This is a genomic window from Armatimonadota bacterium (assembly GCA_018268395.1).
Taxonomy (GTDB): Bacteria; Armatimonadota; Fimbriimonadia; order Fimbriimonadales; family Fimbriimonadaceae; genus JAEURO01.
In genome coordinates this window covers 641,353-665,174 of record JAFDWQ010000003.1, presented here as the reverse complement: position 1 = coordinate 665,174, position 23,822 = coordinate 641,353, and the positions used below count along the sequence as shown (strand labels likewise).

Annotated in this window: 21 protein-coding genes, 1 tRNA gene and 1 pseudogene; 9 read left to right on the top strand and 14 right to left on the bottom strand. The window is 63.2% G+C overall.

The window, feature by feature from the left end; all coding sequences use genetic code 11:
• Positions 1–3 precede the first annotated feature (3 nt).
• Positions 4–1,473 carry a DUF4139 domain-containing protein gene (locus tag JST30_08570; protein ID MBS1714375.1) on the top strand — a complete coding sequence of 490 codons (1,470 nt, stop codon included), beginning with the start codon at positions 4–6 and terminating at the stop codon, positions 1,471–1,473.
• A gap of 3 nt (positions 1,474–1,476) precedes the next feature.
• Here JST30_08570 and JST30_08565 read toward each other — a convergent pair whose 3' ends face one another.
• Positions 1,477–1,854 (bottom strand): VOC family protein, encoded by a 378-nt coding sequence (locus tag JST30_08565; protein ID MBS1714374.1) that lies wholly within the window; start codon positions 1,852–1,854, stop codon positions 1,477–1,479.
• Between the two features lie 216 nt (positions 1,855–2,070).
• On the opposite strand from JST30_08565, the pseudogene JST30_08560 reads away from it, so the two are divergent.
• Positions 2,071–2,643, top strand: a pseudogene (locus JST30_08560) (helix-turn-helix domain-containing protein).
• A 17-nt stretch (positions 2,644–2,660) separates the two neighbouring features.
• Here JST30_08560 and JST30_08555 read toward each other — a convergent pair.
• The 5 genes from JST30_08555 to JST30_08535 form a co-directional block, all read right to left on the bottom strand.
• Positions 2,661–2,737 (bottom strand) — tRNA-Met (locus JST30_08555).
• A gap of 36 nt (positions 2,738–2,773) precedes the next feature.
• The gene (gene asnB, locus JST30_08550) at positions 2,774–4,702 is read right to left on the bottom strand and encodes an asparagine synthase (glutamine-hydrolyzing) (GenBank protein MBS1714373.1); all 1,929 of its coding nucleotides are present in this window, start codon (positions 4,700–4,702) and stop codon (positions 2,774–2,776) included.
• Positions 4,703–4,705: 3 nt separating this feature from the next.
• A complete protein-coding gene (locus JST30_08545) occupies positions 4,706–5,551 on the bottom strand; it encodes a ParB/RepB/Spo0J family partition protein (GenBank protein MBS1714372.1) in 846 nt (281 codons plus the stop codon).
• 19 nt (positions 5,552–5,570) lie between these two features.
• A complete protein-coding gene (locus JST30_08540; protein MBS1714371.1) occupies positions 5,571–7,754 on the bottom strand; it encodes a penicillin acylase family protein in 2,184 nt (727 codons plus the stop codon).
• A gap of 30 nt (positions 7,755–7,784) precedes the next feature.
• Positions 7,785–7,997, bottom strand: a complete 213-nt coding sequence (locus tag JST30_08535) for a hypothetical protein (protein ID MBS1714370.1) — start codon at positions 7,995–7,997, stop codon at positions 7,785–7,787.
• A 102-nt stretch (positions 7,998–8,099) separates the two neighbouring features.
• On the opposite strand from JST30_08535, the gene JST30_08530 reads away from it, so the two are divergent.
• A complete protein-coding gene (locus JST30_08530) occupies positions 8,100–8,957 on the top strand; it encodes an NAD+ synthase (protein MBS1714369.1) in 858 nt (285 codons plus the stop codon).
• A gap of 2 nt (positions 8,958–8,959) precedes the next feature.
• The gene (locus tag JST30_08525) at positions 8,960–9,226 is read left to right on the top strand and encodes an acylphosphatase (GenBank protein MBS1714368.1); all 267 of its coding nucleotides are present in this window, start codon (positions 8,960–8,962) and stop codon (positions 9,224–9,226) included.
• A gap of 9 nt (positions 9,227–9,235) precedes the next feature.
• On the opposite strand, the gene JST30_08520 is transcribed toward JST30_08525, so the two are convergent.
• The 5 genes from JST30_08520 to JST30_08500 form a co-directional block, all read right to left on the bottom strand.
• Positions 9,236–9,778: a DUF899 family protein gene (locus tag JST30_08520; protein ID MBS1714367.1), complete on the bottom strand. Its 543-nt coding sequence runs from the start codon at positions 9,776–9,778 to the stop codon at positions 9,236–9,238.
• A gap of 143 nt (positions 9,779–9,921) precedes the next feature.
• Positions 9,922–11,343 (bottom strand): polysaccharide deacetylase family protein, encoded by a 1,422-nt coding sequence (locus JST30_08515; protein MBS1714366.1) that lies wholly within the window; start codon positions 11,341–11,343, stop codon positions 9,922–9,924.
• 275 nt (positions 11,344–11,618) lie between these two features.
• Positions 11,619–12,101, bottom strand: a complete 483-nt coding sequence (locus JST30_08510; GenBank protein ID MBS1714365.1) for a redoxin domain-containing protein — start codon at positions 12,099–12,101, stop codon at positions 11,619–11,621.
• Positions 12,101–12,586, bottom strand: coding sequence for a thioredoxin domain-containing protein (locus JST30_08505; protein MBS1714364.1), 486 nt, complete (start codon positions 12,584–12,586; stop codon positions 12,101–12,103). Before JST30_08505 ends, JST30_08510 begins: the two co-directional genes overlap by 1 nt.
• Positions 12,587–12,636: 50 nt before the next feature.
• Positions 12,637–12,867 carry a hypothetical protein gene (locus JST30_08500; GenBank protein MBS1714363.1) on the bottom strand — a complete coding sequence of 77 codons (231 nt, stop codon included), beginning with the start codon at positions 12,865–12,867 and terminating at the stop codon, positions 12,637–12,639.
• A 151-nt stretch (positions 12,868–13,018) separates the two neighbouring features.
• On the opposite strand from JST30_08500, the gene JST30_08495 reads away from it, so the two are divergent.
• The 3 genes from JST30_08495 to JST30_08485 all read left to right on the top strand — a co-directional run bounded on the left by JST30_08495 (position 13,019) and on the right by JST30_08485 (position 18,041).
• The gene (locus JST30_08495) at positions 13,019–16,186 is read left to right on the top strand and encodes a tetratricopeptide repeat protein (protein ID MBS1714362.1); all 3,168 of its coding nucleotides are present in this window, start codon (positions 13,019–13,021) and stop codon (positions 16,184–16,186) included.
• 150 nt (positions 16,187–16,336) lie between these two features.
• Complete coding sequence (locus tag JST30_08490; GenBank protein MBS1714361.1) at positions 16,337–17,260, top strand: alpha/beta hydrolase; 924 nt, start codon at positions 16,337–16,339, stop codon at positions 17,258–17,260.
• A gap of 37 nt (positions 17,261–17,297) precedes the next feature.
• Positions 17,298–18,041 (top strand): NAD(P)H-binding protein, encoded by a 744-nt coding sequence (locus JST30_08485; GenBank protein ID MBS1714360.1) that lies wholly within the window; start codon positions 17,298–17,300, stop codon positions 18,039–18,041.
• A gap of 66 nt (positions 18,042–18,107) precedes the next feature.
• On the opposite strand, the gene JST30_08480 is transcribed toward JST30_08485, so the two are convergent.
• A complete protein-coding gene (locus JST30_08480) occupies positions 18,108–19,376 on the bottom strand; it encodes a hypothetical protein (protein ID MBS1714359.1) in 1,269 nt (422 codons plus the stop codon).
• Between the two features lie 448 nt (positions 19,377–19,824).
• Between JST30_08480 and JST30_08475 the strand changes: the two genes are divergently transcribed.
• Entirely contained in the window at positions 19,825–21,897 is a 2,073-nt protein-coding gene (locus tag JST30_08475; protein MBS1714358.1) for a PAS domain S-box protein, read from the top strand.
• Positions 21,898–21,911: 14 nt separating this feature from the next.
• Positions 21,912–22,877 (top strand): DMT family transporter, encoded by a 966-nt coding sequence (locus JST30_08470; protein MBS1714357.1) that lies wholly within the window; start codon positions 21,912–21,914, stop codon positions 22,875–22,877.
• On the opposite strand, the gene JST30_08465 is transcribed toward JST30_08470, so the two are convergent.
• Positions 22,795–23,154 carry a sulfite exporter TauE/SafE family protein gene (locus tag JST30_08465; protein MBS1714356.1) on the bottom strand — a complete coding sequence of 120 codons (360 nt, stop codon included), beginning with the start codon at positions 23,152–23,154 and terminating at the stop codon, positions 22,795–22,797. The two genes, JST30_08470 and JST30_08465, sit on opposite strands and share 83 nt — an antisense overlap.
• Before the next feature lie 31 nt (positions 23,155–23,185).
• Entirely contained in the window at positions 23,186–23,539 is a 354-nt protein-coding gene (locus JST30_08460; GenBank protein ID MBS1714355.1) for a VOC family protein, read from the bottom strand.
• Positions 23,540–23,822: the final 283 nt, after the last annotated feature.

The following is a 23,822-nucleotide window of genomic DNA, read 5'->3' as shown; positions in this document are numbered from 1 at the left end:
GACATGCAGACTTTGCGTTCCTCTCCGCTCCGCGACCGGCGGTCGATCGTTTGGGCCGGCTTGGCCCTGTCGTCCTGCGCCTTGGTCGTGACGACCGGTTGCGGCCGGACCGCCCGCGCCGAACCGGTGTCCAAGTCAGAACGGACCGGCATCGAACTCTCCGTCTACAAGCAGGACTTCGCGATGGTCCAGGAGTCCCGGGCGGTCCGCCTCGCACAGGGCAAGACGAAGGTCAGCGTGCGTGACGTGAGCCCGGTCTTGGATCCGGAGTCCGTCCTCTTCGGATGGAAGGGCGCCGTCAAGGCTGACGTCGTCGGTAACACCTACGACCTGGGTTCGGCCGAATCGGGCCATCTGTTGAAGCGGTATCTCGGACAGGAGGTCGAACTCGTCTGGTACGGCGAGAACGGCCGCGAGGGGCAACGACTGAAGGGCATGCTCCAGTCGGCCGGAGAGGGGGGCACCGTGTTCGAAAGCGGCGGCAAACTCTATGTGAACCCTCCTGCGACCGTGGTCGTACCGGACACTGGCGACGTCGTCCTGCGTCCGAGCCTCAAGGCCGACGTCCAATCGACGACGGCCGGAGACGCCGAAATGACGGTGAGCTATCTGACGAGGGGCCTGTCTTGGAGCGCGGACTATGTCGCGACTCTGGACGAGGACGGCGAAAAGGCCGCACTGGAGTGTTGGGCGACCGTCACGAACACGACAGGCACGGTCTTTCCCAGCGCGGCGGTCACTCTGGTGGCCGGATCTCCAAACCGTGCCGTACGGGAAAGAAGGTTCGAAAGCCCACAGCGATCGGCCACCTTGTCCGAGTCAGAGGACAAAGACATGTCCGGATTTTCGGCGCGCAAGACGCAAGTCAGTGCACCCGAGGTCGTCGGAGAGCTTTACGAGTACAAAGTCCAGTCGACGTCGACGATCGCATCGGACCAGATGAACAGACTGAAGATGTTCTTTTCGGACTCGGTCCCGATCGCCAAGGACTACAGCGTAAGGCTTCCCGACACCTACATGTACGGGAGCGACCGGCCCCAACGCCAGAACGCCCAGCTTGCGGTCAGCTTTTCCAACTCGGTCAAGTCCGGGCTAGGGATGCCCTTGCCCCAAGGGGCCGTGCGCGTTTACGACAGTGGCCGCTATGTCGGCGCCGCCTCGATACCGGACTCGCCGAGGGACGACCGCATCAGTCTGACCCTATCGAGCGTCTTCGACGTCCGGGCCGAAACAAAGAGGGTCAAGACGACCCGGCTCGACAAACGCCATCTCCGCTATGACGTCGAGTCGACGCTGACCAACCAGAAGAAGGGCAGCGTCGTCGTCCGGGTCGTCCAATCGTGGTACGGCGCCAAGCTCGTGTCGGAATCCGAGAAGAGCGTCAGGCTCGACGCGTCGACCGCCCAGTGGAAGGTTTCTGTAGAGCCTGGAACGACGAAGACGCTGAAGTTTTCCTTGACCGTCGAAGGCTGACCTTCAGTCGCTGTACTTGGCGATGCAGAACACGTTCCCCTCGGGGTCGATGACGCGGGCGATGTCACCGACCCCGGGGATCGTGACCTTCCCGGACTGGACCGTCCCTCCCTTGGCCTCGATTTCAGCGAGGACGCGGTCCACGTCGTCGACCGATACGGTGCACTCGAAGGCCCCGACCCGCGTCGGGACAGGGTGGTCCTGGACGCCCTGAAGCGCGCCATGGATCCCGTCGCCGGTCGTGATCAGGAAGAAGCCGGGAGGGCCCCACGGCTGGCACGTCCAACCGAACACGCTACCGTAGAAGTCGGCGGCGCGGTCGACGTCATGGGCGTTCACGGCGAAATGGGAAACGTTGAAGGGAGCGGCGTGTTTCGACACGACAGGATGTTACAGGGCTCCGGGCATGGCAGAATATCGAGGTTCTGACACTTTATGCCGATTTTACGCCAAACGGTCGAGCGGGGCGTCCTTGTCCGCTTCTGGTCGACGGACACCGCTAAGGGCGCGACCATGCGGTGGGACGCGGCGGCATGGCCCCGGCTCGTGTACTCCGTCCGAGGAGCAATGTGGGCCACCGCCGCCGAGGCGCAGTGGCTGTTGACGCCCGATTCCGGCCTGTGGGTGCCGGAAGGACACCCGCTACGGGTCGCCCACTCGGGCCCGCTCCACCTTCGGACGGTCTATCTCGCGCCGGAACTTGCGCGGCCGCGCGCTCTTGCCGTCGTCACGGTCGAGCCGCTCCTCAAGGAGCTGGTCCTCGAAGCGTGCCGCATCGGGCCGCTGACAAAGTCCTCGCCGGGTGAAAGGCGCCTGGCCGTCCTTCTTTCCGAACGGACGGCGACGGCCCGTGAGGGCGCAGGCGGGCTGCCCCTTCCCCGATCGAAACGGCTTAGAGCCGTCGCCGAACTGGCCTTGCGGAACGTCAGGCTGGGCTCGGACGCCCTGGCCAAGGAGGTCGGGACGTCGCGCCGTTCCTTGGAAAGAGACTTTGCGGGAGAGACCGGGATAAGCCTAGGACGGTGGCTGCGCCGAGCCCGGCACCTTGAAGCCCTCCGCTTGATCGCCGAAGGCCGCGACGTCGGACAAGCCGCCTGGGCGGTCGGCTACACGAGCCCGAGCGCGTTCACACACGCCTTTCATAAGTCGTTGGGGCTGAAGCCGGGAACGTTGAAGTTCGAGAAAGATGGTAGCGACGGACAGACTCGAACTGTCGACCTGACGGGTATGAACCGTCTGCTCTAACCAACTGAGCTACGTCGCCGGGACGACCCGATTATGGCAGGACAAGGTCGGAGGATCAAGGGACGCAGACGTCGAAGGCCCGGATCCACTCGATCAGGTTCGCCCAACGCCAGACCGCGGGCCCATAGGCGGCCTCCCCGGACCGGACCCGGTTCCAGTGCGCCAGGGCGGCGTCGGCCTTAAGGGGCCCGGCTCGGCGGGCCGCGTCAGAGTTCAACGTTTCGTCGATCCAAGGCGCCAGCGCTTTCATCCATTCGTCCTCGGGAGTCTGGAACGCGACTTTGTCTCGGCGGTCGAGGACCGCGTCCGGCACGATCCCCCTCATCGCTTGCCTTAGAAGCGTTTTGGTCTCGCCTTGCGGCCCGATAAGAAACTCCTCGGGCAGCGACAACGCGAATTCGATGACGGGCCGACTGACGAACGGGACGCGGCTCTCCACGCCGAACGCCATCGAGTTCCGGTCTTCATAGCGCAGCAAGTGGGTCAGCCCTGGACCCTCCAAGCCGCGGGTCAGGGCCGTTTTCAACGTCTGGGTCCCGCCCGCCGTCCGGTACGGGTCGGGGGCGACGCCGTGACGGTCGCACCAGTCCGTATCGAGCCACGCCGGGACCAGGCTCTTCCCTGCCGCGTTCCTTGCGAACGACCTGAATCCGGCCGGAAGCACATAGTCCATGGCGTTCGACCAATGACGCTTCGTCGTGAGGCCTGCGTTGCCGTCGGCCTGACGGGCCAAGGTGAAGGCTGCGCCCAGCCGCCCTTGTCGGACAAGCGAACCGATCCGTGCCCCGATGTGGAAGCTGTACCCTCCGAAGAGCTCGTCGGCGCCTTGACCGTCCAGCGTCACCTTGAGCCCGGCCTGCCGAAGGGCTTCCATGACCCTGTACTGGGCATAGATGCTGGTCGTCGAGAACGGTTCTTGCTGGCAGCGGATAAGGCGCGGAAGGTCCCGGGAAAGGTCTTCGGGCGTGCTTTGAACCTTATGGGGGACGGCGCCGCACGCCTCGTTGACCATGTCCATGTAGCGCTCTTCGTCGAACGCGGTCCCTCGCGCCAAGTGACTGAAGCTATGGATCTCCGTCTGCGGCCCGCCGACGTGCCGCATCAACATGGCGATCGTCGACGAGTCGATACCTCCGGACAGGCAGGTCGCGACGGGGACGTCGGCCCGAAGGTGGAGGTCGACGCTCTCGCAAAGGACGTCCTTCAGCGCCGTCGCCGCTTGCTCCCGGCACCCTTCGAACGGGGCCCTGGGTGCGAACGTGAAGGTCCGGACAGACGGCCTGACCCGGCACGTTTCCAGTTCGACCGACATGTGCGACCCCGCCCGGAGCTGGTTCACATCCGCGAAGAGACCGGTGTCCCGGTGGTCGGTGAAGCCGAACCGCAGATAGTCGACCAAGCCTTGCGGATCGGCACCTCGCCCGACGCCAGGCCACTCCAGAAGGACGGCCGGCTCGCTAGCGAACGCGAATCCGGCATCGGTCTGCACCCAATAGAGAGGCTTGATGCCGGCGGGGTCCCTTGCGAGGAACAGCGTCTTCTCCGAAAGGTCCAGGACGGCCAGCGCGTACATGCCGACCGCTTCGTCCAGGCTCGACGGTCCGTCCAGGGAGAACGAACGCAAGAGCACTTCGGAATCTGACTGGCTTTGGAACCTCTCGCCTCGAGCCTCGAGACGGGCCCGAATCTCCCGATAGTTGTAGATCTCTCCGTTAAAGGCTGATACAAAACGTGCTTCTGGCGAGACCATGGGCTGCCGCCCCAACGGGGACAGGTCGATGATCGAGAGCCGACGGTGGACGAGGCCTGCGAGACCGTCCGGCGGAACCTCGCCGATCCGACCGATCGCGAGTCCGGAACCGCTCCAAACAGCGTGGCACGAGTCGTCAGGACCACGGTGTTCGAGCGTACATTCCGCGTTCCGAGCCCAGCCCGCTGCGACCGGAGAACCTTTTGTTCGGACGTAACCGGCGATCCCGCACATGGGCTATCCGAGCACGAGGCCCATCTTTTCGAGGATCCCTTCCAACTCGTCCTCAGAAAAGTATTCGATGCTGATGCGGCCACGGTTCCGGCCATGGTCGACCTTGACCTTGGCCCCGAAGTGTTCCGACAGCCGCGACTGGATACGGACGACGTTCGGATCTTCGCGTCGTTCTTCTGCGGACTTCGGCGCTTGCGGGGGCCGGGCCTCGCCACGGGCGAGACGCTCGGTTTCGCGGACCGAGAGTCCTTCGGCGACGATCCGCTCGAACAGGGCACGTTGCCGGACAGGGCTGTCCACCATCAAGAGTGCCCGGGCATGGCCCTCGGTGATGCGGCCGTCTTGAACGGCGGCCTGGACGTCCTCGGAAAGTTTTAACAGTCGGAGCGTGTTGGACACGGCGGCCCGTGACTTTCCGACCTTGGCGGCGACTTGGTCTTGATTGAGGCCGAACTCTTCGGCGAGCATACGGTACGCCTCGGCGCACTCGATCGGATTGATGTCTTCGCGCTGTACGTTTTCAATGAGGGCGATCTCGAGCGAGGCTTGGGCGCTCGCGGTGCGCACGGAGACCGGCACCGTCTTCAGGCCCGCCAACTTTGCGGCCCGCAACCGACGTTCGCCTGCGATCAGTTCAAAGCGTTCGTCTCCGACCGGACGCACGACCAGTGGTTGCAGCACACCGTGTTCCCGGATCGAGGCGGCGAGCTCGGCCAAGGCCTCCTCGTCGAAATGGCGTCGGGGCTGACGGGGGTTCGGTTGGACCGCTTCGACCGCGACGTCGGCGGGCGGAGCCTCCAACGGTTCGTCCAAGAACTGGGTCAGGCCCTTTCCGAGCGCGCGTCGCATCTGTCGATGAGGATACCGGTTAGTCCCCGACCTTCCATACAGGCTTGTAAGACCATTGCTTGGCGAGGTCGAGTTGGTCGGAAGTGTGCGGGCCGGACTCGCTGACGCCAGGCGAAGCGACGCTCCGCGCGGCGGGGACCGTCGTCAGTTCGGTGATCTGGATGTACGTGCCTCGGTCGCCGTACAGGACGGTCGACCCGTCCGGCCCTTTGAACGTTCCGACACCCGTGACCCATGCCGCCGGTTCGTCTCCAAGCTGCGCGGCCAGCCCCTTGTAGGCGTCCTCCGCCGAGGCCCGCAAAACGTCGTTCGCCTTTCGTCCGGCGAGATAGTCGAATTTGGTCTGGCCCTTGATCGCCTTCAGGAGGACGCTCGGTTGCACGACGCGGGTGAACAACGCGTCGCTCGTGAAATTGCCCGTGTGCTGTTGGAAAAGCGTCTTCCGCAAGACCGAAACGGTCTGCCGATAGAGCAGGGCGGCGGGCGACGACTGGACGTTCCATTCGTCCGCTTGGCGCAACAGTCGCGCCGCAGGCGTGTCGTCACCCTTCATAGCGTTCTGGAACAGGGGGACGAACGCCGAGTTCGTGTCGGTGTCCTTTCGGGCGATGTCCCAGGCCGCCTTTTCGAGGTCCCATCGCCCCAGTCTTTCGCCTTTCAGCGACCGCCACAACACCTCGTTCCGGAAGAGCGCGCCCCAGGCCGGCGTGTCCATGTTGGGCCACCACGTCGCCGGCTTGTTGTTCCAGTTCGCGATGATCCCGGAACCCGGGTTCCGCAGATGGGGCATTTCCGCGGCGTTCATCATGCGGCCCCAAGCGTTCCTGGGCGTGGCCTCGACCGGGAACCGAGGATCGGTGCCTTCCGCTCGCATCGGGAACGCACCCAGGTACTGCCATCCGGTCTCCCCCGACGTGGTCGCGTAGAAGAAGTTCATGTTCATCGCGATCGCCGGCAGGGTCTTCGTCAGTTCTTCGACGGTCCTGGCGTGGTACATCTCATAGAGCGTGCTCCAACCGGCGACCTCTTTCATCCAATAACTGCTGCGCTGGGCAAACTTCGCGCCGGACGAACGGGATTCGAACACGACCGGTCCGTGCGCGGTCCGGACGACCTCGACCTTCGCAGGTGCAGCGTCTTTGACCTTGACCTCCACCGTCCTGCGGACCACGCCGGTCTCGCCCTTCGACCAGACGATGTCGGCAATGTCCGCGACCCCGGTGGTCAGACCCCAGGCGAAGTGGGGCGTGTTTCCGATCACGATTGCGGGGATCCCAGGGACGTCGATACCGGCGACCTGAAGTCCCGGGGCGTTCAAAGCGATCTCGTGGACGATGCTGGGCGAACTGTGCCCCATTTGAGGTGCGCTCATCAAGAACGGCTTGCCCGTCTTCGACCGCTTGCCGGACACGACGACGCAATAACTTCCGGTTTCATACGGGGCCTGGACGGACTCCGCGATCAACCGCGACTCGTCACCGTTCGCAGCACGGATGGCCGGTGCCAGTTCCAGAAGGCTGACCGGGGGAACGGCTTTCAATTGAGCTTCGGTCTGGGCACGGGCCGGTTCCGAAAAGACGACATGGGACTTCGCCAAGGGGTCGTCGGCTTTCGAGGCCGTAGGGACGGACGCCGGATCGTTCTGCCATGCCAGGTCGTCGATCACGTCCAACACCTTGGCCTTGCAGGGCTGCGTCGAGAGATAGAGATAGAGCGCGTAGTTGCGAAGTTCGCCGGCACCGCCCGTACCGAACCGTCGCGCGAGCATGACTTCGATGGCCATCGAATCGGTCACGGTCCACGGCCGCGGCGCGAACCCCGATTGGGCGTAGTCCGGCGGTAGCGTGCCTGCCGCCCTCCTGGCTTCGATGGCCTCGTTCACGCCCGCAGCGTATTCGGTGAAAGCGGTCTGGGCCTCCCGTGAGAGCCGACGGAAGAACGCGTCGTATTCCTCGTCCGAATATCCCGTCTTCACGGTCTCTTTGTCCGCGGCGAGTGCGGACGGGCCCATGATCTCCGCCATCTGACCGCGTGCGACACGGCGGCTGGTCTCCATTTGCCACAGGCGGTCTTCGGCGACCGTGCGGCCCATCAGGCGGAAGGCTTCCGCGGCGGTCGGAGCCGTGATCTTCGCTACCCCGTAACCGTCGCGTTCGACCGACGCCGGAACGGTCAGGACGCAAGCCAAGGCGAGCAGGTGCATCGCCCGGTTGTACCCAGCAGTGGGCCTGCGTCACGGCAGGATGCCGCGGTCTTTGCTGCCGAGGACCTTCTTCTCCGTGAGCTTGAACACCACGAAGACCAAGCAGGCGACGACGGCGACCGGCAAGACGAACGACAGGATCCCGCCCAGAAGCCAACCCAGCAGTCCGACGGCGAGTTTGAACGCCAGGAAAGCGGCGATGGCGCCGATGACGACGACCAGCAGAAGACGTCCGATGCGCATGTGTCTTGACCTCAGTACAGGTGATATCGGAAGTCGGGCCGAAAAGATGCGAGCATGGGCCCTTTTCGGCCCCCGTGCTGCCGTTAAGTACCATCGGGAGGCATGAAGGTGGTCCGCGCGCCCCAAGCCGATCCGAACGGTGACGAAGGCCTCCGCATCGACGCCGCTGCGGTCGCGGAATGGCTCGTGCGGTTCTTGGTCCAAGAGTGCACCGTCCGTCGGAAGACCGGACGCGCCGTGATCGGTCTGAGCGGCGGCGTGGACTCGGCCGTCGTCGCGGCCCTCTGCGCCCGGGCGTTCGGGCCAGAGAACACCTTCGCCTACCGGCTTCCCTATCGTCTCAGTTCGCAAGCCAGTTTGGACGACGCCGGACTTGTCGCGGACCGCTTCGGCCTGAAGCTTCAGACGATCGACATCACGCCGATGGTCGATGGCTATGTCGGCTCGGCCGAACCGGACCTCGCCCCTCTCCGGCTCGGCAACGTCTGCGCCCGTTGCCGCACCACCATCCTCTACGACCAGTCGGCCGAGCTCAAAGCCCTCCCCATCGGGACGGGTAACAAGACCGAGCGCCTCTTCGGTTACTTCACGTGGCACGCCGACGACGCCCCGGCCATCAATCCGCTCGGCGACCTGTTCAAGACTCAGGTCTGGCAGCTGGCGCGCGAACTCGACGTTCCCGAACGGGTCGTCGAAAAGCCTCCGACGGCCGACCTGGTGCAAGGTCAGACCGACGAGGGGGACTTCGGCATCACTTTTGCCGACGCCGACCGCATCCTGCTGAGGCTCGTCCAAGGCGTCTCGCCCGAAAAGCTCGTCGAACGGGGTTTCGACGAGGCCAAAGTCCGGCTCGTCGCCAAGAAAGTCGGGGCGACACACTGGAAACGCCACCTTCCGACCGTAGCCATGCTGAGCGATACCGCCATCAACGAGTACTACCTCCGTCCGGTCGACTATTGACGATGACGGTCACGTTCCTCGTCACGGGTCATGTCCAAGGCGTCGGGTTCCGGGCGCACGTCCGGTATTCGGCAGAGGGGCTCGGACTTGTCGGCGAAGTCTGGAACCGAAGGGACGGGTCCGTCGAAGGATGGGCCGCAGGGGCTCCGGAGGCTCTCTCGATGTTCGAGACCAAGCTGCGCGAAGGGCCCGGACGGGTCGACGGCGTCGCCACTGCACCCAGCCCGGAACGGGCGGCCGACAGGTTCACGGTCGGACCGACGCAATAGGGGTAAGCCCTACCTCGGTTCCCAGCCCTTGTCGCCGCCCATCAGGTCCATCATCGGCCAGATCGGACAGAAGTCGTCGCCCGGGCCGAAAACGGCCGTGCCCGTCCGATAGATTTTCCCGCCCTCACGGACGAAGGCGGAAACGCCGGGCCACCACCCGTCCTTCTCGTTCCAATAACCCATGTCCGACGTGAAGGTGCGGTCCCGGTCGCTGACCATCCGGAACGTCCATCCGCGGGACTCGGCGAACGCTCTCTGTTCGGCCGGGCTATCGGGAGACACGACGACGAAAGCGGCCCGGTCTTCCAAGTGCCGCACGGAACCGTTCAGCCCGTCCGCCCAAAGCGTGCAATAAGGGCAGCTTTGTCCCATGTTGTGGACCGTCCACAGTTCGTCCTTGTCGCCGAAAAGTTCGTCCAGCCGGACGTCTCCGTCGAGCGTGGCGAACGAAGCGTCGCCGACCTCTTGTCGCGGCGCGGCTTGCCGGGCCTTTTGAAGGTTCTCCTTCAGTTCGAGCAGCCGCCTCTCCAACTCTTGGATTTCAGGGGTCATAACGTCGCCAAGGTTACCGGACAGTGATGGCGACGTTCGAGCGCGAGGCCCCGAAGGCAGCCAGGAGCACAAGTTCCGGCCCTTGACGGTTAAAGAAGGGTTTCGACTTCGATAAGCCGCAAGGGCCGCAACCCGTCAGAAACTCAGTAATTGACCGCGTTCATCCGGTGCAAGTGGTCGAGGCCTTGGTGCCACTCGGGCAGCGTCATGACTTCGACTTTCCCTTGGTTCCGCAAACGGGCGATGTAGTCCACGATCTCCGTGAAGAAGGCGGTGGAGTTCCAGTTGTTCGCGACGTTGAACGACTTCATCTGCCGCGAGACGTCGTGCCAGATGATGTGTCGCGGGGCCCCCTCGATGACGCCTTCGTCGAGCCAGTCCTTGAACTGTTCGACCGCTTGCTCGGGGTTGAAGCCGTTGATCCCGTTCTCGGCCGCCGCCGCGTCATAGCCCGTGCCCCAGTATTGGTTGCGGATCGAGTGAGTGTCGCCGTTCGGGTCGCCGTCGAAGCCGCCGCCACGGGCGAAGGGGATGCCGAGCTCCGCTGCGGCCGCGAACACCTGGGCGTCGGCCGCGCCGCCCGGGTAGACGAGGTACTTGTAACCGTCGTTCCGGGTGAAACCGAGGTTCGTCAGGGCGTTCTGCCCTTTCTTGATCTCGGTCAGAAGCTCCTCGAAAGTCCAAGGGTCGGTGGCGTCGTGCAACGGCCTGTGCTGCCACGAATGGTTCACGAAATCGAACATCTTGCGACCGTTCTTCATCTCCGCGTAGTAGAGCGCGGTCGCATGCCACCGGCCCATGGAGCCGTTGGGCGGATTGTCGTTCAGCCGGTTGCCGATCATGGCCAGGCTCGCCTTGAGGTTCCTTTGGGCGAGAAGCGGCGCGACGGTGTCGTAGACGCCTTTGTACCCGTCGTCGAACACCATGACGATCTGGCACGAATCGACCTTCTGGAGCTTGAAGGAGTTGAGCCGGACGCGCGTGACGTTTTCGTCCGCGTCGAACCGGATCTTCGCTTTTGCGATCGTCCGACCGGGCGTCCCGACCTTCTCGAAGTGGAAGGCCCGCCGATGGACCGGAAAGTCCGGCGTGACGTGCTCGTTCTGAGGCGGGCCGGCCACGAGCGCGAACTTGAGCTCGTTCCAACCTCGACTGACGAGCCGCGTCTCTTTGCTCCGGTAGACGAAATCACCGTCGGCATCGAGCAGGTCGATGTTCACGAGCCAGGCGTGGGTCTCCCGGCTGAACGGCTCCGTACCCGGACTGATTCCGGGAAGACCGTCGATATGAACCCAGAGGCACAGCTCGTACCCCGGGTAGTTCTCGAACTTGAACTTCGGGCTCAGGTCGTAAGTGACGCTCGTTTCGGCCGAACGGACGACCCGGTCCAGGCTGGTCGAGCGGGGGTTGAGGCCAGGAAGGATGAAATCCTCGCCGACCTGGATGTTACAGTTGTCCGCGACCACCGGGTGTTTCGCCGAGAAGTCGACAAGATTGACGTCTCCACTGGCCGAAGCGGACGCGGTGAAGACCGCGGCTAAAAACAAAGTGTACGATGCCCTCATGATTGGTGCGAGTATAGCGGGCAAACGCGGTTCCCGTGTCAAGAGCGGGCGTACCTGGTTTCCCACTCGCGACGCGAGTCAGGCAGTATTACGGGCGGCATGTGGCCGTGTGCCGAAGTTTGTCCCGCCCAAAGACTTGGGGCTCGAAAGGATCGCTCGAGCAGACGGCTCCATATCTCTGACCCTCGAGCCAGTTTAAAAATGCCGTAGCGCTCGGGGGTTCCGCGACAAGACGACGTCCCGGTCTGACCTCGGAACCCTCGGGTTCGCGGACGTTAAGCCTTCGCGACCTGGCTGAGTCCCTCCAAAGCCCTGAGAACTCCCTCGGCGCCCGGATTCACGCCGATCGGCGAAACAAAACTCCAAACGATTTCGCCGTCCTTGTCGATGACGAACAGGGCCCGGTCGGACTCTCCCGCGTCTTCCCGATAGACGCCATAGCTTTTCGCGACTTCGCCCTTGGGATGGAAGTCTGCCAACAGGGGGAACCGTAGGTTGTCCTGTTTGGCGAAGGCCAAGTGACACCAGACGCTGTCCACGGACAAACCGAGGAGCACCGCGTCGAACCTTTGAAATTCGGGAAGGATTTCATTGAACAAGGCCATTTCGCTGCTGCAGACCGGGCTGAAGTCGGCAGGATAGAACGCCAAGATCACAGGGCGGCCCAAAAAGTCGTCAAGGGCGACCTCTTGGTCGGGCGTGCACTTGAGGCAGAAGGCTGGGGCGCGTATCCCGGCGGCCAACGGCGTGCTTTTGATCACAGAGGCTGCTCCCGTAGGGCTTGGATCAAAGACGCGTACTCGGCGGGGCCGTTGTGCCGCAAGCCGTTGACGAAAAAGGTCGGAGTTCCGTTGACGCCGCTCCGGACCCCCATCATGAAGTCTTCGTGCACCCGTTCGGAGAGTTCTTGCGTCCTGACGTCGCCTTCAAACCGCTCAAGGTCGAGACCGAGCGAATCCGCCAAATCCAAGATTTTTTCGGCCCGCAGGTCCCGTTGGTTTTCGAGAAGAAGGTCGTGCATCGGCCAGAACCGCCCTTGACGTGCGGCCGCTTCTGCCGCAAGGGCGGCGGACTTGGCGTGGGGATGGATCTCGCTGAGGGGAAAGTTCCGGAACGAGAACTTCACCTCGTCACCTGCGTCTTCGAGCAAACGCTTGACTTCGATGTGGGCTCGCCCACAGAACGGGCACTCGTAGTCTCCGTATTCAAGAAGCGTAAAGGGGCCGTCCCGCTTTCCGGTGATGTGGTCCCTCCCGTCTTCGGGAACCGTGAGACTGACAGTCTGCCGAGTGTTCACGACGGCGTCTCCTCTCTGATCTGACGCTTTAATTCTACGATTTTGGGATCTTTCGGAGAGGCTTCTTCGAGCGCCCACTTCGCGAACGGGTACTCCTCGTCTTCGACCACGAGGGGTTCGTCTCCTGTCGGAAAGCCGTCTTCAGGGGTCCAAAAAGCCGGTGCATGGAAAGTCGGCGCCTCCTTTGGCTTTCGGAGCCATCCCAGTTTTGAGAGCAGTTTCTTCATTTTGATCCACCTCCGGCGTCGCGGCGATTCCTATCACGACGACCATCGGACACGTGCATTCTCGCGAAGTCCGGTTCTCGTTCCGTTCCGAACAACGGCTCTTAACCGTTCCGAAGGAGCGCGAACAGAAAAACTGCACTAAGATGTCCACGTGGCACGCTCGTTGCACATCGAGCTGTTCGGACCGGTGCAGGTCGTCATCGACGGCCTGCCGATGCAACGGATGCGGAGCCGACGAGGGCTTTGGTTGATGGCGCTACTGACCCTCCGGAAGGGCAGACCCGTGACGAGGGACTGGATCGCGGACGCACTGTGGCCCGGAGCCGAGGGAGGGCAAGGCTTGTCGAACCTTCGACCCCTCCTCAGCGAATTACGATCGGCGCTCGGAAGCGAGACGGACCGGCTTAGCGTCAGCAACCGGACCGTTACGTTTGACTGCGATGGGGCCAACGTCGACGTTTTCGAGTTTGACGACGCTATCCGTACGGGTGACTTCGCCCGAGCCGTCGGACTGTATAAGGACGGCCTCCTTGAAGGGTGCGAAGATGACTGGGCGGTCCACGAGCGCCGCACGAGAGAGGCAGAGTGCCTCAACGCGCTTCAGACCCTCGGTGAGGCCGCGCTGGATCAAGGCCGACCTGACGATGCCCTCGCCGTTTACACGAGAGCCATTGGTCTGGATCCTCTGAGGGACGCACCGCGCCGTGGTCTCATGTCGGCTCTGACGGCATCCGGAGACGTCAATGCCGCGCTTCAGGTGTATCGCGAGTTCGCCCGATACCTCAGCGCCGAGGTCATGGGTTCGCCCGACGAGGAGACGGAACAACTCTATGAGCGGCTCCGAAGCGGACTTCGCAAGCCGTCCTTTAAAGATGCCAGACCTGTTCCCAATAACCTTGTCCAGGACTTGAGCAGCCTGGTCGGCAGAGAGGACGAACGCGCCGACATCGAGGGGCTGCTCCGACGGCACCGATTGGTTACTCTGACCGGCGTCGGCGGCATCGGCAAGACCCGACTGGCCGCCAGTGTCGCGTCGGCCGTGATGCCCGAACATCCCGGCGGCGTGTGGTTCGTGCGGTTGGACTCGATTGACGACGAAGGGGCCATCATTGGCGCCGTTGCCGGTGCCATGGGTGTACCGGACGTTCCCCAACGGCCACTGGCCGCAGGTATCACGGACCGTCTGCGAACAGGGCGGGCACTGCTCGCATTGGACAATTGCGAGCACCTCCTTTCGGCCGTCGCACGATTGATCGTCCGGCTGATCCTTGAGTGTCCGGAATTGCGGGTCCTGGCGACAAGCCGGGAAGCGACCGGCGTGGAAGGAGAGATCGTCTGGTCCGTCCCACCGTTGGCAGTACCGGCGGAAACGAACCTGCCCACGGGGCGTGCGACCCGCCGTCGGGTGGCCGAAGGGTACGAAGGGGTCAGGCTGTTCGTAGAGCGGGCCAAAGCGGTACATCCTAGCTTTGAACTGAACGACGATACGCTAGCCCCCGTTCTGGACGTATGCCAACAAGTCGAGGGCCTTCCGTTAAGCCTGGAGCTTGCTGCAGCACGAGTCCGGACGTTGTCCGTAACGAGTCTGAGCGAGCGGCTCAAAGACCATCATCTCGAAACGCTCCAAGGCAAGGCACACGGCACGGCCGACCGAAAGTCCACGCTCCGGTCGACTCTCGACTGGTCGTACGCCTTGCTCGACGACCACGAACGCGAGACCATGGCCGAACTCTCCGTGTTTTCTGGAGGATGGACAATGGAGGCGGCAGAACACGTTTGTCAAGGGGACGACACCGCCGCGACACTTCAATCGTTGGTCGAGAAGTCCATCGTCGTGTTCGACCGACAGAACGACCGTTACCGGTTCTTAGAGACGGTCAGGCAGTACGCGCTAGAAAAGCTCGCTGCATGCGGTCGCCTCGACTCTGTCAACAGCGCGCACAGAGCCTGGTGCATGGAGTTTGCAGAGATCGCCTGTCGAGGGTACCGAAGCTCCGACCAGGCCGAGTGGTTGAAGAAGACGGACAATGAATGGCCCAACCTCCGAAAGATCCTTGATCAGGGTGACAGCCATCCTGAAACTGCGCTTCGGCTGGCAGCGGAGGTTTGGTACTACTGGTACATCCGCTCTTGTCGTGAAGACTATCACTACTTGCGGGACGCTTTAGCGAGGCCCGGAGCGGACGACCCGAGGTCGCGGGCCGGCGTCCTCTGGGGCATCGGATCGATCGCTTACAGCGAAGCCGATTGCGAGGTGTCCAGGTCGACCCTTGCCGAGAGCCTCGCACTTTTCCGTTCCCTCGGGGACACAGGAGGAACGGCCAGCGTCCTCTATGCGCTCGGCAATCTCGCCCGCATGGAACAGGACGACGACAAGGCCATCGCCTACTACGAAGAAAGCCTGGTCATGTTGGAAGAGCTCGGCGACCGGTATTCGTCCGCATTGGTCCACCATAACCTCGCGTCGACCTGGGTCAAGCTCGACGAATTCGACAAAGCCAGGGCCAGCTTTGAGACGGGGCTCACGCATAGCCGTGATGTCGGATCCGAGCGACTCGTGGCATGGGCGCTGATCGGATTGGCGGTGCTCGCCCAGCGGCAGGGCGAAGGGCCCCGACCAGATCTGGAGGTCGAAGCCATCGACCTCTTCGAGAAGCTCGGTGACAAGCGCGGTATCGCCGTCTGCCTTCGCCACCAAGGCTTTGGGCTCCGCCGTCAAGGAGCACCGCACCTTGCGGTTGCGAAACTGGAACAAGCCAGAGACCTCTTCGACGAGATCGGCGACCATTCGAACCGGGCCTATGCTACGACGATCCTGGCCCTCGTGAAGATGGATCTTGGCGAATGGGACGAAGCCGAAGATTTGGCCAGGGACTCGGTTCGCCGCACGCGGGAAATCGACGAAAGGATGCGTATCGCTGACGCCCTCTACGTTTTGGGCCGGATCCTTCGGGACAGACGGCAGACCGCCGAGGCGTGGGACTGCGCCCACGAGTCGCTGACGGTCCGGACGGAGATTCTTGACAGGGCCGGCATCGTCGACTCGCTCGATTTGATCGCCGAAATGTCCATTGGTACCGGTGACGAAGAAAAGGTCGCGTTCATCCTCGGTGCTTCCGAGGCACTTCGGGACTCTGTCGGCGCAAAGCGGTTCGAAGTCGATGAAGCCGACCACCAGCGACGCCGAGCCCAGGCGAGATCAAGGTTGGGGGACGAGTCTTTCAGATCCAGCTTCGGTGAGGGACGGGCGGCCGGTTGGGCGGCGGCGTCCGTGAGGGCCAGAGAGCTGACTCCCATGCCGCCTTCTGTCGAGAAGTGACCCGGAACGCCGTTCCCTTCGGTCCGGAACGTCCGCGGAACTTCACCCGCCGGACACTGGAGCCGCCGCACGAGACGGATGCGGCAAGGATACGAACCTATGTTCAAGAACACAACCATCGGCGGCTTCGGTCGCTTCACGCGCACTTTCATGACGGGTGCCTCTGGCGCGGTCGCGGCCATGTCCGCAGTCGTGCCTTCCGAAGCGCGAAGCCAAGTTCCTGTCTCCCCGGCGTCCGCGGTCAAAACGTCGGACGGCACGACCGGCAGCTTCGTGGTCGCCAAGGACGGAGCGCAGATCTTTTACAAGGACTGGGGGATCGGCGTTCCGGTCGTCTTTGCACACGGCTGGCCCCTCAACTCCGATGCTTGGGAAGACCAGATGTACTTCCTGGCTGCGAAAGGATTCCGCTGCATCGCCCATGACCGCCGAGGACACGGCCGTTCCACACAGACATGGGGCGGCAACGATATGGACACCTACGCGGACGACTTGTCCACGCTGATGGAGAAACTCGACCTCAAAGGCGCCGTACTCATCGGGCACTCCACAGGTGGCGGTGAAGTGAGCCATTACGTCGGTCGGTATGGCACCAAGCGCGTCTCCAAAGTCGTTTTGGTCGACGCCGTGACACCAGGGCTGGTCAATCCCGGCGGAGTCCCGATCAAAGCGTTCGACGACATCCGGACGGCGATCCTTGCGGACCGCGCTAAGTTCTTCAAAGAGTTCAGCATCCCGTTCTTCGGGGCGAACCGTCCAGGCAGCAACGTTTCCCAAGAAGTGCTCGGAACGTTTTGGAGGCAGTGCATGACGACTGGAATGCCCGCTGCTTACCAGTGCGTCAAGGCCTTCTCGGAAACCGACTTCTCGGAAGACCTGAAACGGTTCGATGTGCCGACACTGATCGTGCACGGTAACGACGACCAGATCGTGCCCTTCGATCTCACCGCCGTGCCGGCGTCGAAGCTGATCAAGGATGCCGTGCTCAAAGTCTATGCCGGAGCCCCGCACGGCCTTCCCGTGACGCACAAAGACCAACTCAACAAGGACATTCTCGACTTCATCAAGAGTTAAGGACGTCTTCGACCACCCCCATCTGAAGACTAGAACAATGAACGTTGTCGTCATAGGCGGAACCGGCCTTATCGGTTCGAAACTCGTCAAAAAACTCGGTGAACACGGACATGCCGCGATCGCGGCGTCGCCGGACACGGGAGTGAACACCTTGACCACCGAAGGGTTGGACGAAGCCCTTCGAGGTGCCGACGTCGTGATCGACGTCTCGAACTCGCCTACCTATGAAGCCAGGGCGGTGATGGACTTCTTCACAACGTCCACGCAGAACCTCTTGCTTGCCGAAAAGAAGGCAAGAGTCAAACACCACGTGCTCCTCTCGATCGTCGGAACGGACCGACTTGCCGACAGTGCCGTGTTCCGGGCCAAGATGGCGCAGGAGGACCTGATCCGGAACTCCGGCCTTCCTTACTCGATCGTGCACGCCACCCAGTTCTTCGAGTTCGTCAAGGCGATCGCGGCCGATAGTACGCAAGATGACACGGTGCGGCTTGCTCCGGTGCTGATCCAGCCGATGTCGTCGGACGACGTCGCGAGCGCCCTCGGCCAGGTCGCGGTCGGTGCGCCACTGAACGGAGACGTCGAAGTCGCCGGACCCAAGGAGTGGCGCCTCGACGACCTCGTACGGAAAGGGCTGAGCGCTCGAAACGACCCTCGACAGGTCATGAGCGATCCGAAGGCGTCTTACTTCGGTGCCAGGCTGGACGAACGGACGCTTTTGCCGGCGGCCGGCGCCAAGATCTTCGAGACACGATTCGAAGACTGGCTTGCTACGGCCTGACGCCGATCCTCATCAGGCGGGTCGGACCCTGTCCGGCCCGCCTCGTCGTTCATGAGCCCCGAAAGGTCAGGGTCGCGGCGATCCTTGAGTCTTGACCGGGAACCTCCGCGCGTCTTCGCTCATCGTCTGAGGCTTGCCGTAAAGTTCTGGCCTCAGATAGGTGCCCTGAACGGACTCCGGCTTTTTGGCTTCCACCGGCGCACCGTATCTCTGCACCCATCGGTCGTTCCGGCGGGCTTCGACGCGCCAGAAGACTCGGACTCCTGGCTTCGACGTCCTGATGAGGAACTTGCGTCCGACGACTTCCTGTGCGACCTTCGCCATGACGAAGTCGTCAGAGGGGTCCGAAACCGTGAGTTGGACGGTCGGGTCGATGTTGATCTCGTCGAAGTAGTCCGGAAGCGTGACCCAAGCTTGACCCCGGCCGTCCGTCACCGTCCGGCCGCGATAGACGTTGAGAGGCTCCGGGCCCTCGGTGCAGTAATGGCTCAGAGTCTTGTTCGTCGGGTCCAACGGATGGTCGATGACGAACGACTTTGTGCCCGTCGCTCCTGTCTTCCCTTCGGCGAAAACGGCATAGCCGTCACTGTCAAAGTGCCGGCCGTACACCCCATAACCCGAGCTGACGGCCTGGTTGTTGGCCCCGCGGCAAGCGGTTCCTCCTGTGTTGTTCTGCACCTGGAAGTTTCCGCCGTTGGCACCCCGGCCTTCGACGCCGTAGTCGAACTGTCCCCCTCCTCCCTGCGCGTAGATGCCGGTCGGCCCGGCGGCATAGATGGCTTGTCCGTTCGCGTTGTTGTTCAACGCCAGCAAGCCGGTGCTGCCTCCGTCCGTGCGCGAGACGACCGCGGTCCCGAACGGGTTGTATCCGTAGACGCCTGCGATCGTCGATGTCGACGATTCACCGAAGACCCCAGCCGCAAAGTCCGCGCCGTTCGAAGTGGACGTACTCTTGCCGTAGACGCCGGCACCTGAGGGACTCCGGGTTTCTCCGTACACCCCGAACGTACGGCCGACCGTGGCCGCAGCCGTACCTCTCACGCCTGTCCCTGACTGTTGGGAACTGCTGAAGGAACCGCCCATTGCCGATCCCGCACCGACCGCCGTGTTGTTCCCAATGACCGGAATTGTTGATGCCGTAGATTGAGAAACATGGATTTGTCCAGCTCGGAACGTGCCGCCGATACTGGCATGTCCGGCCTGAACCGTGCCAGGAGTCGTGTTCTGAAGGAAGACGTTGCCGATGACCGACCGGACACCGGAGTCTTGGGCCAAGGCGACGCTGGCCATGGCGAGGGCACCAAGGGAAAGGACGAGCCATAAGCGCTTGCTCATGCCAGCATTTTAGGACACATTCGTCGTCTCCGGAACCTGACTTAAGTCAGCGATGCCCGACGGCGCGGGTTTGGAACCCGTTCATCGCCGGAGCTCGCTCGTGAGCGGCCCTTCCTTCGACGGCTCCTCGGCTGAACCTTTTGTTAAGCCAGGGGCTTCGAAGTGCTTGACATAGCATCGATTTGTGGTATCTTAGTCTCATAACTTTCGTCGGTTTCGACCGGCGTGCGATCATTCGCGGTCACATGACGCCTTGCGAGGTATGGCAGTCCAGGTGGACGGCACAGTGCGACCTAAAGGCACGGCTCCTTTCAGGAGGGCCGGAAAAACAGGGGAGACGGGGAGCCTGCCGGCTAGTGCCCGGTCTGTTCCGCTCAAGACCCGTCCAGAATATCCCAGTTTCAGGCGTCAACTTATCGGAATAGGCGCGACGCTCCTGACGATCGGCTTGTTCGAACTGTTGCCGGTTTGGGCGAGGCTTCCCGGCTTACGAGGGATCGTCCTGATCACGGTGATCGCCTTCGCCGGTTCCTATGGCGGGCTTCGGGCCGGGATGATCAGTACCGCCTTCCTCACGGCCTATGTCTTTGCCGTCCACACCTGGCCGTTCAGCGTCTATGGATTCGTCCCGGCCACGCGGACGCGGGAGACCTTGGTCGCAGGGGTCTTCTTCTCGCTCGTCGCCCTCATCGCCGGAGTCGTCCAGGGCAAACTTCTGAACGCAAGGGTCCGGGAGTTCGACGCACAAGCCGCCGCCCGAAAGGCTTCCGACCGACAACTGCAGACGGAATCGAGCCTGAAGCGAAGCCGCGAACTTCAACGGCTCGTCGTCGAATCGGCTCTGGACGCGATCGTGGCCATCGATTCGGAGGGCGCCGTCACGATGTGGAACCCGGTCGCAGAACGGATGTTCGGTTGGTCCTCCACCGAAGCTGTCGGCCGGCCCTTGACCGACCTCATCGTGCCGGACGGCGCCCGGAACGAACCGGAAGACGGGATCGTGCGATTTTTGGCGACCGGCGAGGGCCGGCCGTTCGGTCGCCCGCTCGATTTCAAGGCCGTCGACCGAAACGGCACGCTGCACGACGTCGAAGTCTGCATCCTCCCCCACGAGACCGACGACGGCCACGTGTTCGTCGGCTTTATCCGCGACGTCGGCGAGCGTAAACGACAGGACGCCGCGATCCGCAAATTGAACGAAGACCTGGAGCTCCGGGTCGCCCAACGCACGCTTGAGCTGGAAGAGCAGCGCAAGATCGCGGTCGAAGCGAGCCGCATCAAGTCGGAATTCGTCGCCAGCATGAGCCACGAACTGCGGACGCCGCTCAACGGAGTCCTCGGTTTCGCTCAGATCCTGCAGATGCAGTACGGCGATCCTGAGATCCAAGAGTCGAGCGCGGCGATCATCAAAGCCGGCAAGCACCTGCTCAACCTCATCAACGAGATCCTCGACCTTGCCAAGATCGAATCGGGGCAGATGACGGTCTCGCTCGAGCCGGTCCGGGTGGACGAGGTCGTGAGCGAAGCGCTCGACCTTCTCGGCGCGGAAGCCGCCCGGGGAAAGATCTCCGTCTCGGCCGAAGCCGCGACCTTCCGCGGCATCAACGTGCTCGCCGACCGCCGACGCTTCCTCCAAGCGGTCCTGAACGTCCTCGCCAACGCTGTCAAGTACAACCGTCCGGGAGGGAGCGTCATCGTCTGGGGGGCCGAACAAGCGGACTCGAGGTTCGAGGTCTACATCGCCGACACCGGCCCAGGTATCTCCGAGAGCGATCAGAAGTCCCTGTTCCAAGCGTTCGTCCGGTTCGGCGACGGCACCGTCGAGGGCAGCGGTCTCGGATTGACGCTCAGCAAGAACCTCTTGGACCTCATGGGCGGCAAGGTCCGAGTCGTCAGTTCCGGGCCGGAAGGCACCGTGTTCGCCGTCAGCCTCAAGACGGCCGCCGCCTATGGTGCAGGCGTCCATCTTCCGTCAAGGGAAATGTCCGTCTCGACGCCCTCCCTCGACGGCGCTAAGGTGCTCTACATCGAGGACAACGCGGCCAATTTCCTGCTTTTGGAGAAGGCGTTCGCGAACTGGGGCAACGTTCGGCTGACCGGAGCGCGCACGGGCGAGGAAGGTCTCGAAGCGGCGCTCGCGAGCGTTCCCGACCTCATCTTGCTGGACCTTCATTTGCCCGACGTGCCTGGAGAAGACGTGCTGCGCCGTCTCAAAGGCGACCCGGTCCTGAAGGACGTGCCTGTGGTCGTCGTCAGCGCCGTCGCCGGCCGTGACTCGATCGAGCGGCTCGTCTCGCTCGGTGCGGACGACTACGTCACGAAGCCCGTCGACCTGTCCCGACTTGCAGCCGTGGTGGAAGGCTTGCTTTCTGTGAGACGGCCGATGTCCGTCCCGACGGCGGACCGGGCCGTCGCGTTCTTCCAAAACGGCCATCACGGAACTGACGACCGTCCTTCCGGTCCGAGCCCGGCCGACGCGATGAAGGACGACCGCCGTCCCAGCCTAGGACCTGCCGACTGACGTACAGTCTCCCAGTGGAAGCCTGGGCCCGGCGCCTTCCCCACCCCGCGCTGATCTTCATGGTCCTCGCTTGGGGCCTCAACTTCAGCGTGATCAAGATCGCGTACAGGGACGTCGCGCCCGCCGCCGTCGGCCTGACGCGCTACGTCCTCATGGCCCCGCTCCTCGTGGCGTGGTGCCTGGCGGCGAAGCAGAGCCTCAAATACCCGCCGGGCCTTTTCTGGAGGCTGAACATCGCGGGCTTCGTCGGAAGCGGCGCCTACATGGTGCTGTTCCTCGAAGGCATGAAGACCGCGCCCGCCGCGATCGGGGCCATCGCCCTCGCCACCGCGCCGATCATGGCGACCGGGCTCAGCGTCGCCCTCAAACAAGAGCGCTTCACGTGGCGGTTGGTCTTGGGTTCGTTGATCGGGTTCTTCGGCGTCGCGCTGTGCGTCCTCGGCGGCGAACAGCGGCCGGGCGGAGAGCTGACCGGCGCCCTGCTCGTCGTCGGATCGGCGGCGTTGTGGGCGCTCTCGATCGTGCTCTACCGGCCCCTCCTCGGCAAAGTCGAACCGCTCCGGACGCTTACGCTGAGCTTTCCCGGCGCCCTCGTCGCCCTCTTGCCCTACGGCTGGGCCGCGACCGCAGCGACCGATTGGACGCGAGTGACCGGCAAAGGCTTCGGCGCGCTCGCGTATCTGGTCGTCGTCGCCGGAGTGGCCGCGTTCGCGGCGTATTACCGGGCGCTGAAGGACGTCGGCCCGGCAAGGACCAGCCTCGCCCAGTACTTCGTCCCGCCGACGGCCGCGGTCTTCGCCGTGTTCGTCCTCCACGAAAAGATCGACTGGCACGAGCTCGTCGGCCTGGCCGTCGTGATCTGCGGCGTGGCGACCGCGGTCTGGAAGGCCCCTGCGCCTATTTCCGAAGGAACATGTACAGACCCACCGCAACCAGAAGGGTCGCAAAGCTTCGGCGCATCACGTCCTCAGGAAGGCTGAGCGCCACTTTGGAGCCGATCCAGGCGCCGAAAAAGAACCCGGCCGCGACCCACGCACCGCTCTTGAGGTCGGCGTTCCCTTCCTTCCAGTAGTTCGCGACGCCGAGCAGACCGACCGGGGCCAAGAGCGCCACGAGCGACGTCCCTTGCGCTTTGTGCTGCTCGAATCCGAGGGCGAACACGAGGAACGGAACGATGATGATCCCGCCCCCCGTTCCGAAAAGGCCGCCGAGGACGCCTGCCGCGAGGCCACCGACAATGAGGAGGGCGGTTTGCATGGAGCCATTCTGGCATTTGCCCCGCTTCAGCTCAATCGCCGCAGCCGAACCAGAGCACGTTACCGTCCCGATCTTTGACCTGCATGTCGACCGCGTAGGTGTTCTTGGTCGGCGGATAAAGCACTTCCACCGGTTCGGGCTGGGCCATGAGTTTCTCGTAGATCGGCCGTACGTCGTCGACACCGATCCAGACCAGACAGGGCCCGGTGCCGTCCAAGGTCGACACCATGACGGGTACGTCGTCGCGGCGGAGCCCGGCGATCCCTCCCGGCGGTTCGCCCTGCCACTCGATCTCGAAGCCCAGGACTCCGACGTAGAACTCCAGACTTTTCGCCATGTCCGTGACGCGCAAGACAGGGATCGCGTTCTCTAACCGGTACGTCATTGCTGGACTTTACCGAGGGGACCTGGGATCGTTCACAAGGGCCGCAGGCACGACCAAGCGTGACCTCTTGTCTTGGTTCCCATGGAACAGGCTTTGACAAGGCGCCTCCGCGGAAAGGTCGGGTGGCCCGGTCTGGCAACGCTCGACCTTCTCCTCGTAGGTCGAAACAGAGCATGTGAAGTGCGAAGTTCAAGTTTCATGCTGAAAAGTTGACCACATCACAACCTCACTTTTCTCGATGACGGTAAGAAAGGGCCACTTCTTGCCATGAAAGGGCCATTTC

Bases quoted from the DNA above. Each gene is read 5' to 3' on its own strand.
- JST30_08570 (MBS1714375.1), top strand. From the start codon at position 4: ATGCAGACTTTGCGTTCCTCTCCGCTCCGCGACCGGCGGTCGATCGTT.
- asnB (MBS1714373.1), bottom strand. From the start codon at position 4,702: ATGTGCGGGATCGCCGGTTACGTCCGAACAAAAGGTTCTCCGGTCGCA.
- JST30_08545 (MBS1714372.1), bottom strand. From the start codon at position 5,551: ATGCGACGCGCGCTCGGAAAGGGCCTGACCCAGTTCTTGGACGAACCG.
- JST30_08540 (MBS1714371.1), bottom strand. From the start codon at position 7,754: ATGCACCTGCTCGCCTTGGCTTGCGTCCTGACCGTTCCGGCGTCGGTC.
- JST30_08535 (MBS1714370.1), bottom strand. From the start codon at position 7,997: ATGCGCATCGGACGTCTTCTGCTGGTCGTCGTCATCGGCGCCATCGCC.
- JST30_08530 (MBS1714369.1), top strand. From the start codon at position 8,100: ATGAAGGTGGTCCGCGCGCCCCAAGCCGATCCGAACGGTGACGAAGGC.
- JST30_08525 (MBS1714368.1), top strand. From the start codon at position 8,960: ATGACGGTCACGTTCCTCGTCACGGGTCATGTCCAAGGCGTCGGGTTC.
- JST30_08520 (MBS1714367.1), bottom strand. From the start codon at position 9,778: ATGACCCCTGAAATCCAAGAGTTGGAGAGGCGGCTGCTCGAACTGAAG.
- JST30_08515 (MBS1714366.1), bottom strand. From the start codon at position 11,343: ATGAGGGCATCGTACACTTTGTTTTTAGCCGCGGTCTTCACCGCGTCC.
- JST30_08500 (MBS1714363.1), bottom strand. From the start codon at position 12,867: ATGAAGAAACTGCTCTCAAAACTGGGATGGCTCCGAAAGCCAAAGGAG.
- JST30_08490 (MBS1714361.1), top strand. From the start codon at position 16,337: ATGACGGGTGCCTCTGGCGCGGTCGCGGCCATGTCCGCAGTCGTGCCT.
- JST30_08485 (MBS1714360.1), top strand. From the start codon at position 17,298: ATGAACGTTGTCGTCATAGGCGGAACCGGCCTTATCGGTTCGAAACTC.
- JST30_08480 (MBS1714359.1), bottom strand. From the start codon at position 19,376: ATGAGCAAGCGCTTATGGCTCGTCCTTTCCCTTGGTGCCCTCGCCATG.
- JST30_08465 (MBS1714356.1), bottom strand. From the start codon at position 23,154: ATGCAAACCGCCCTCCTCATTGTCGGTGGCCTCGCGGCAGGCGTCCTC.
- JST30_08460 (MBS1714355.1), bottom strand. From the start codon at position 23,539: ATGACGTACCGGTTAGAGAACGCGATCCCTGTCTTGCGCGTCACGGAC.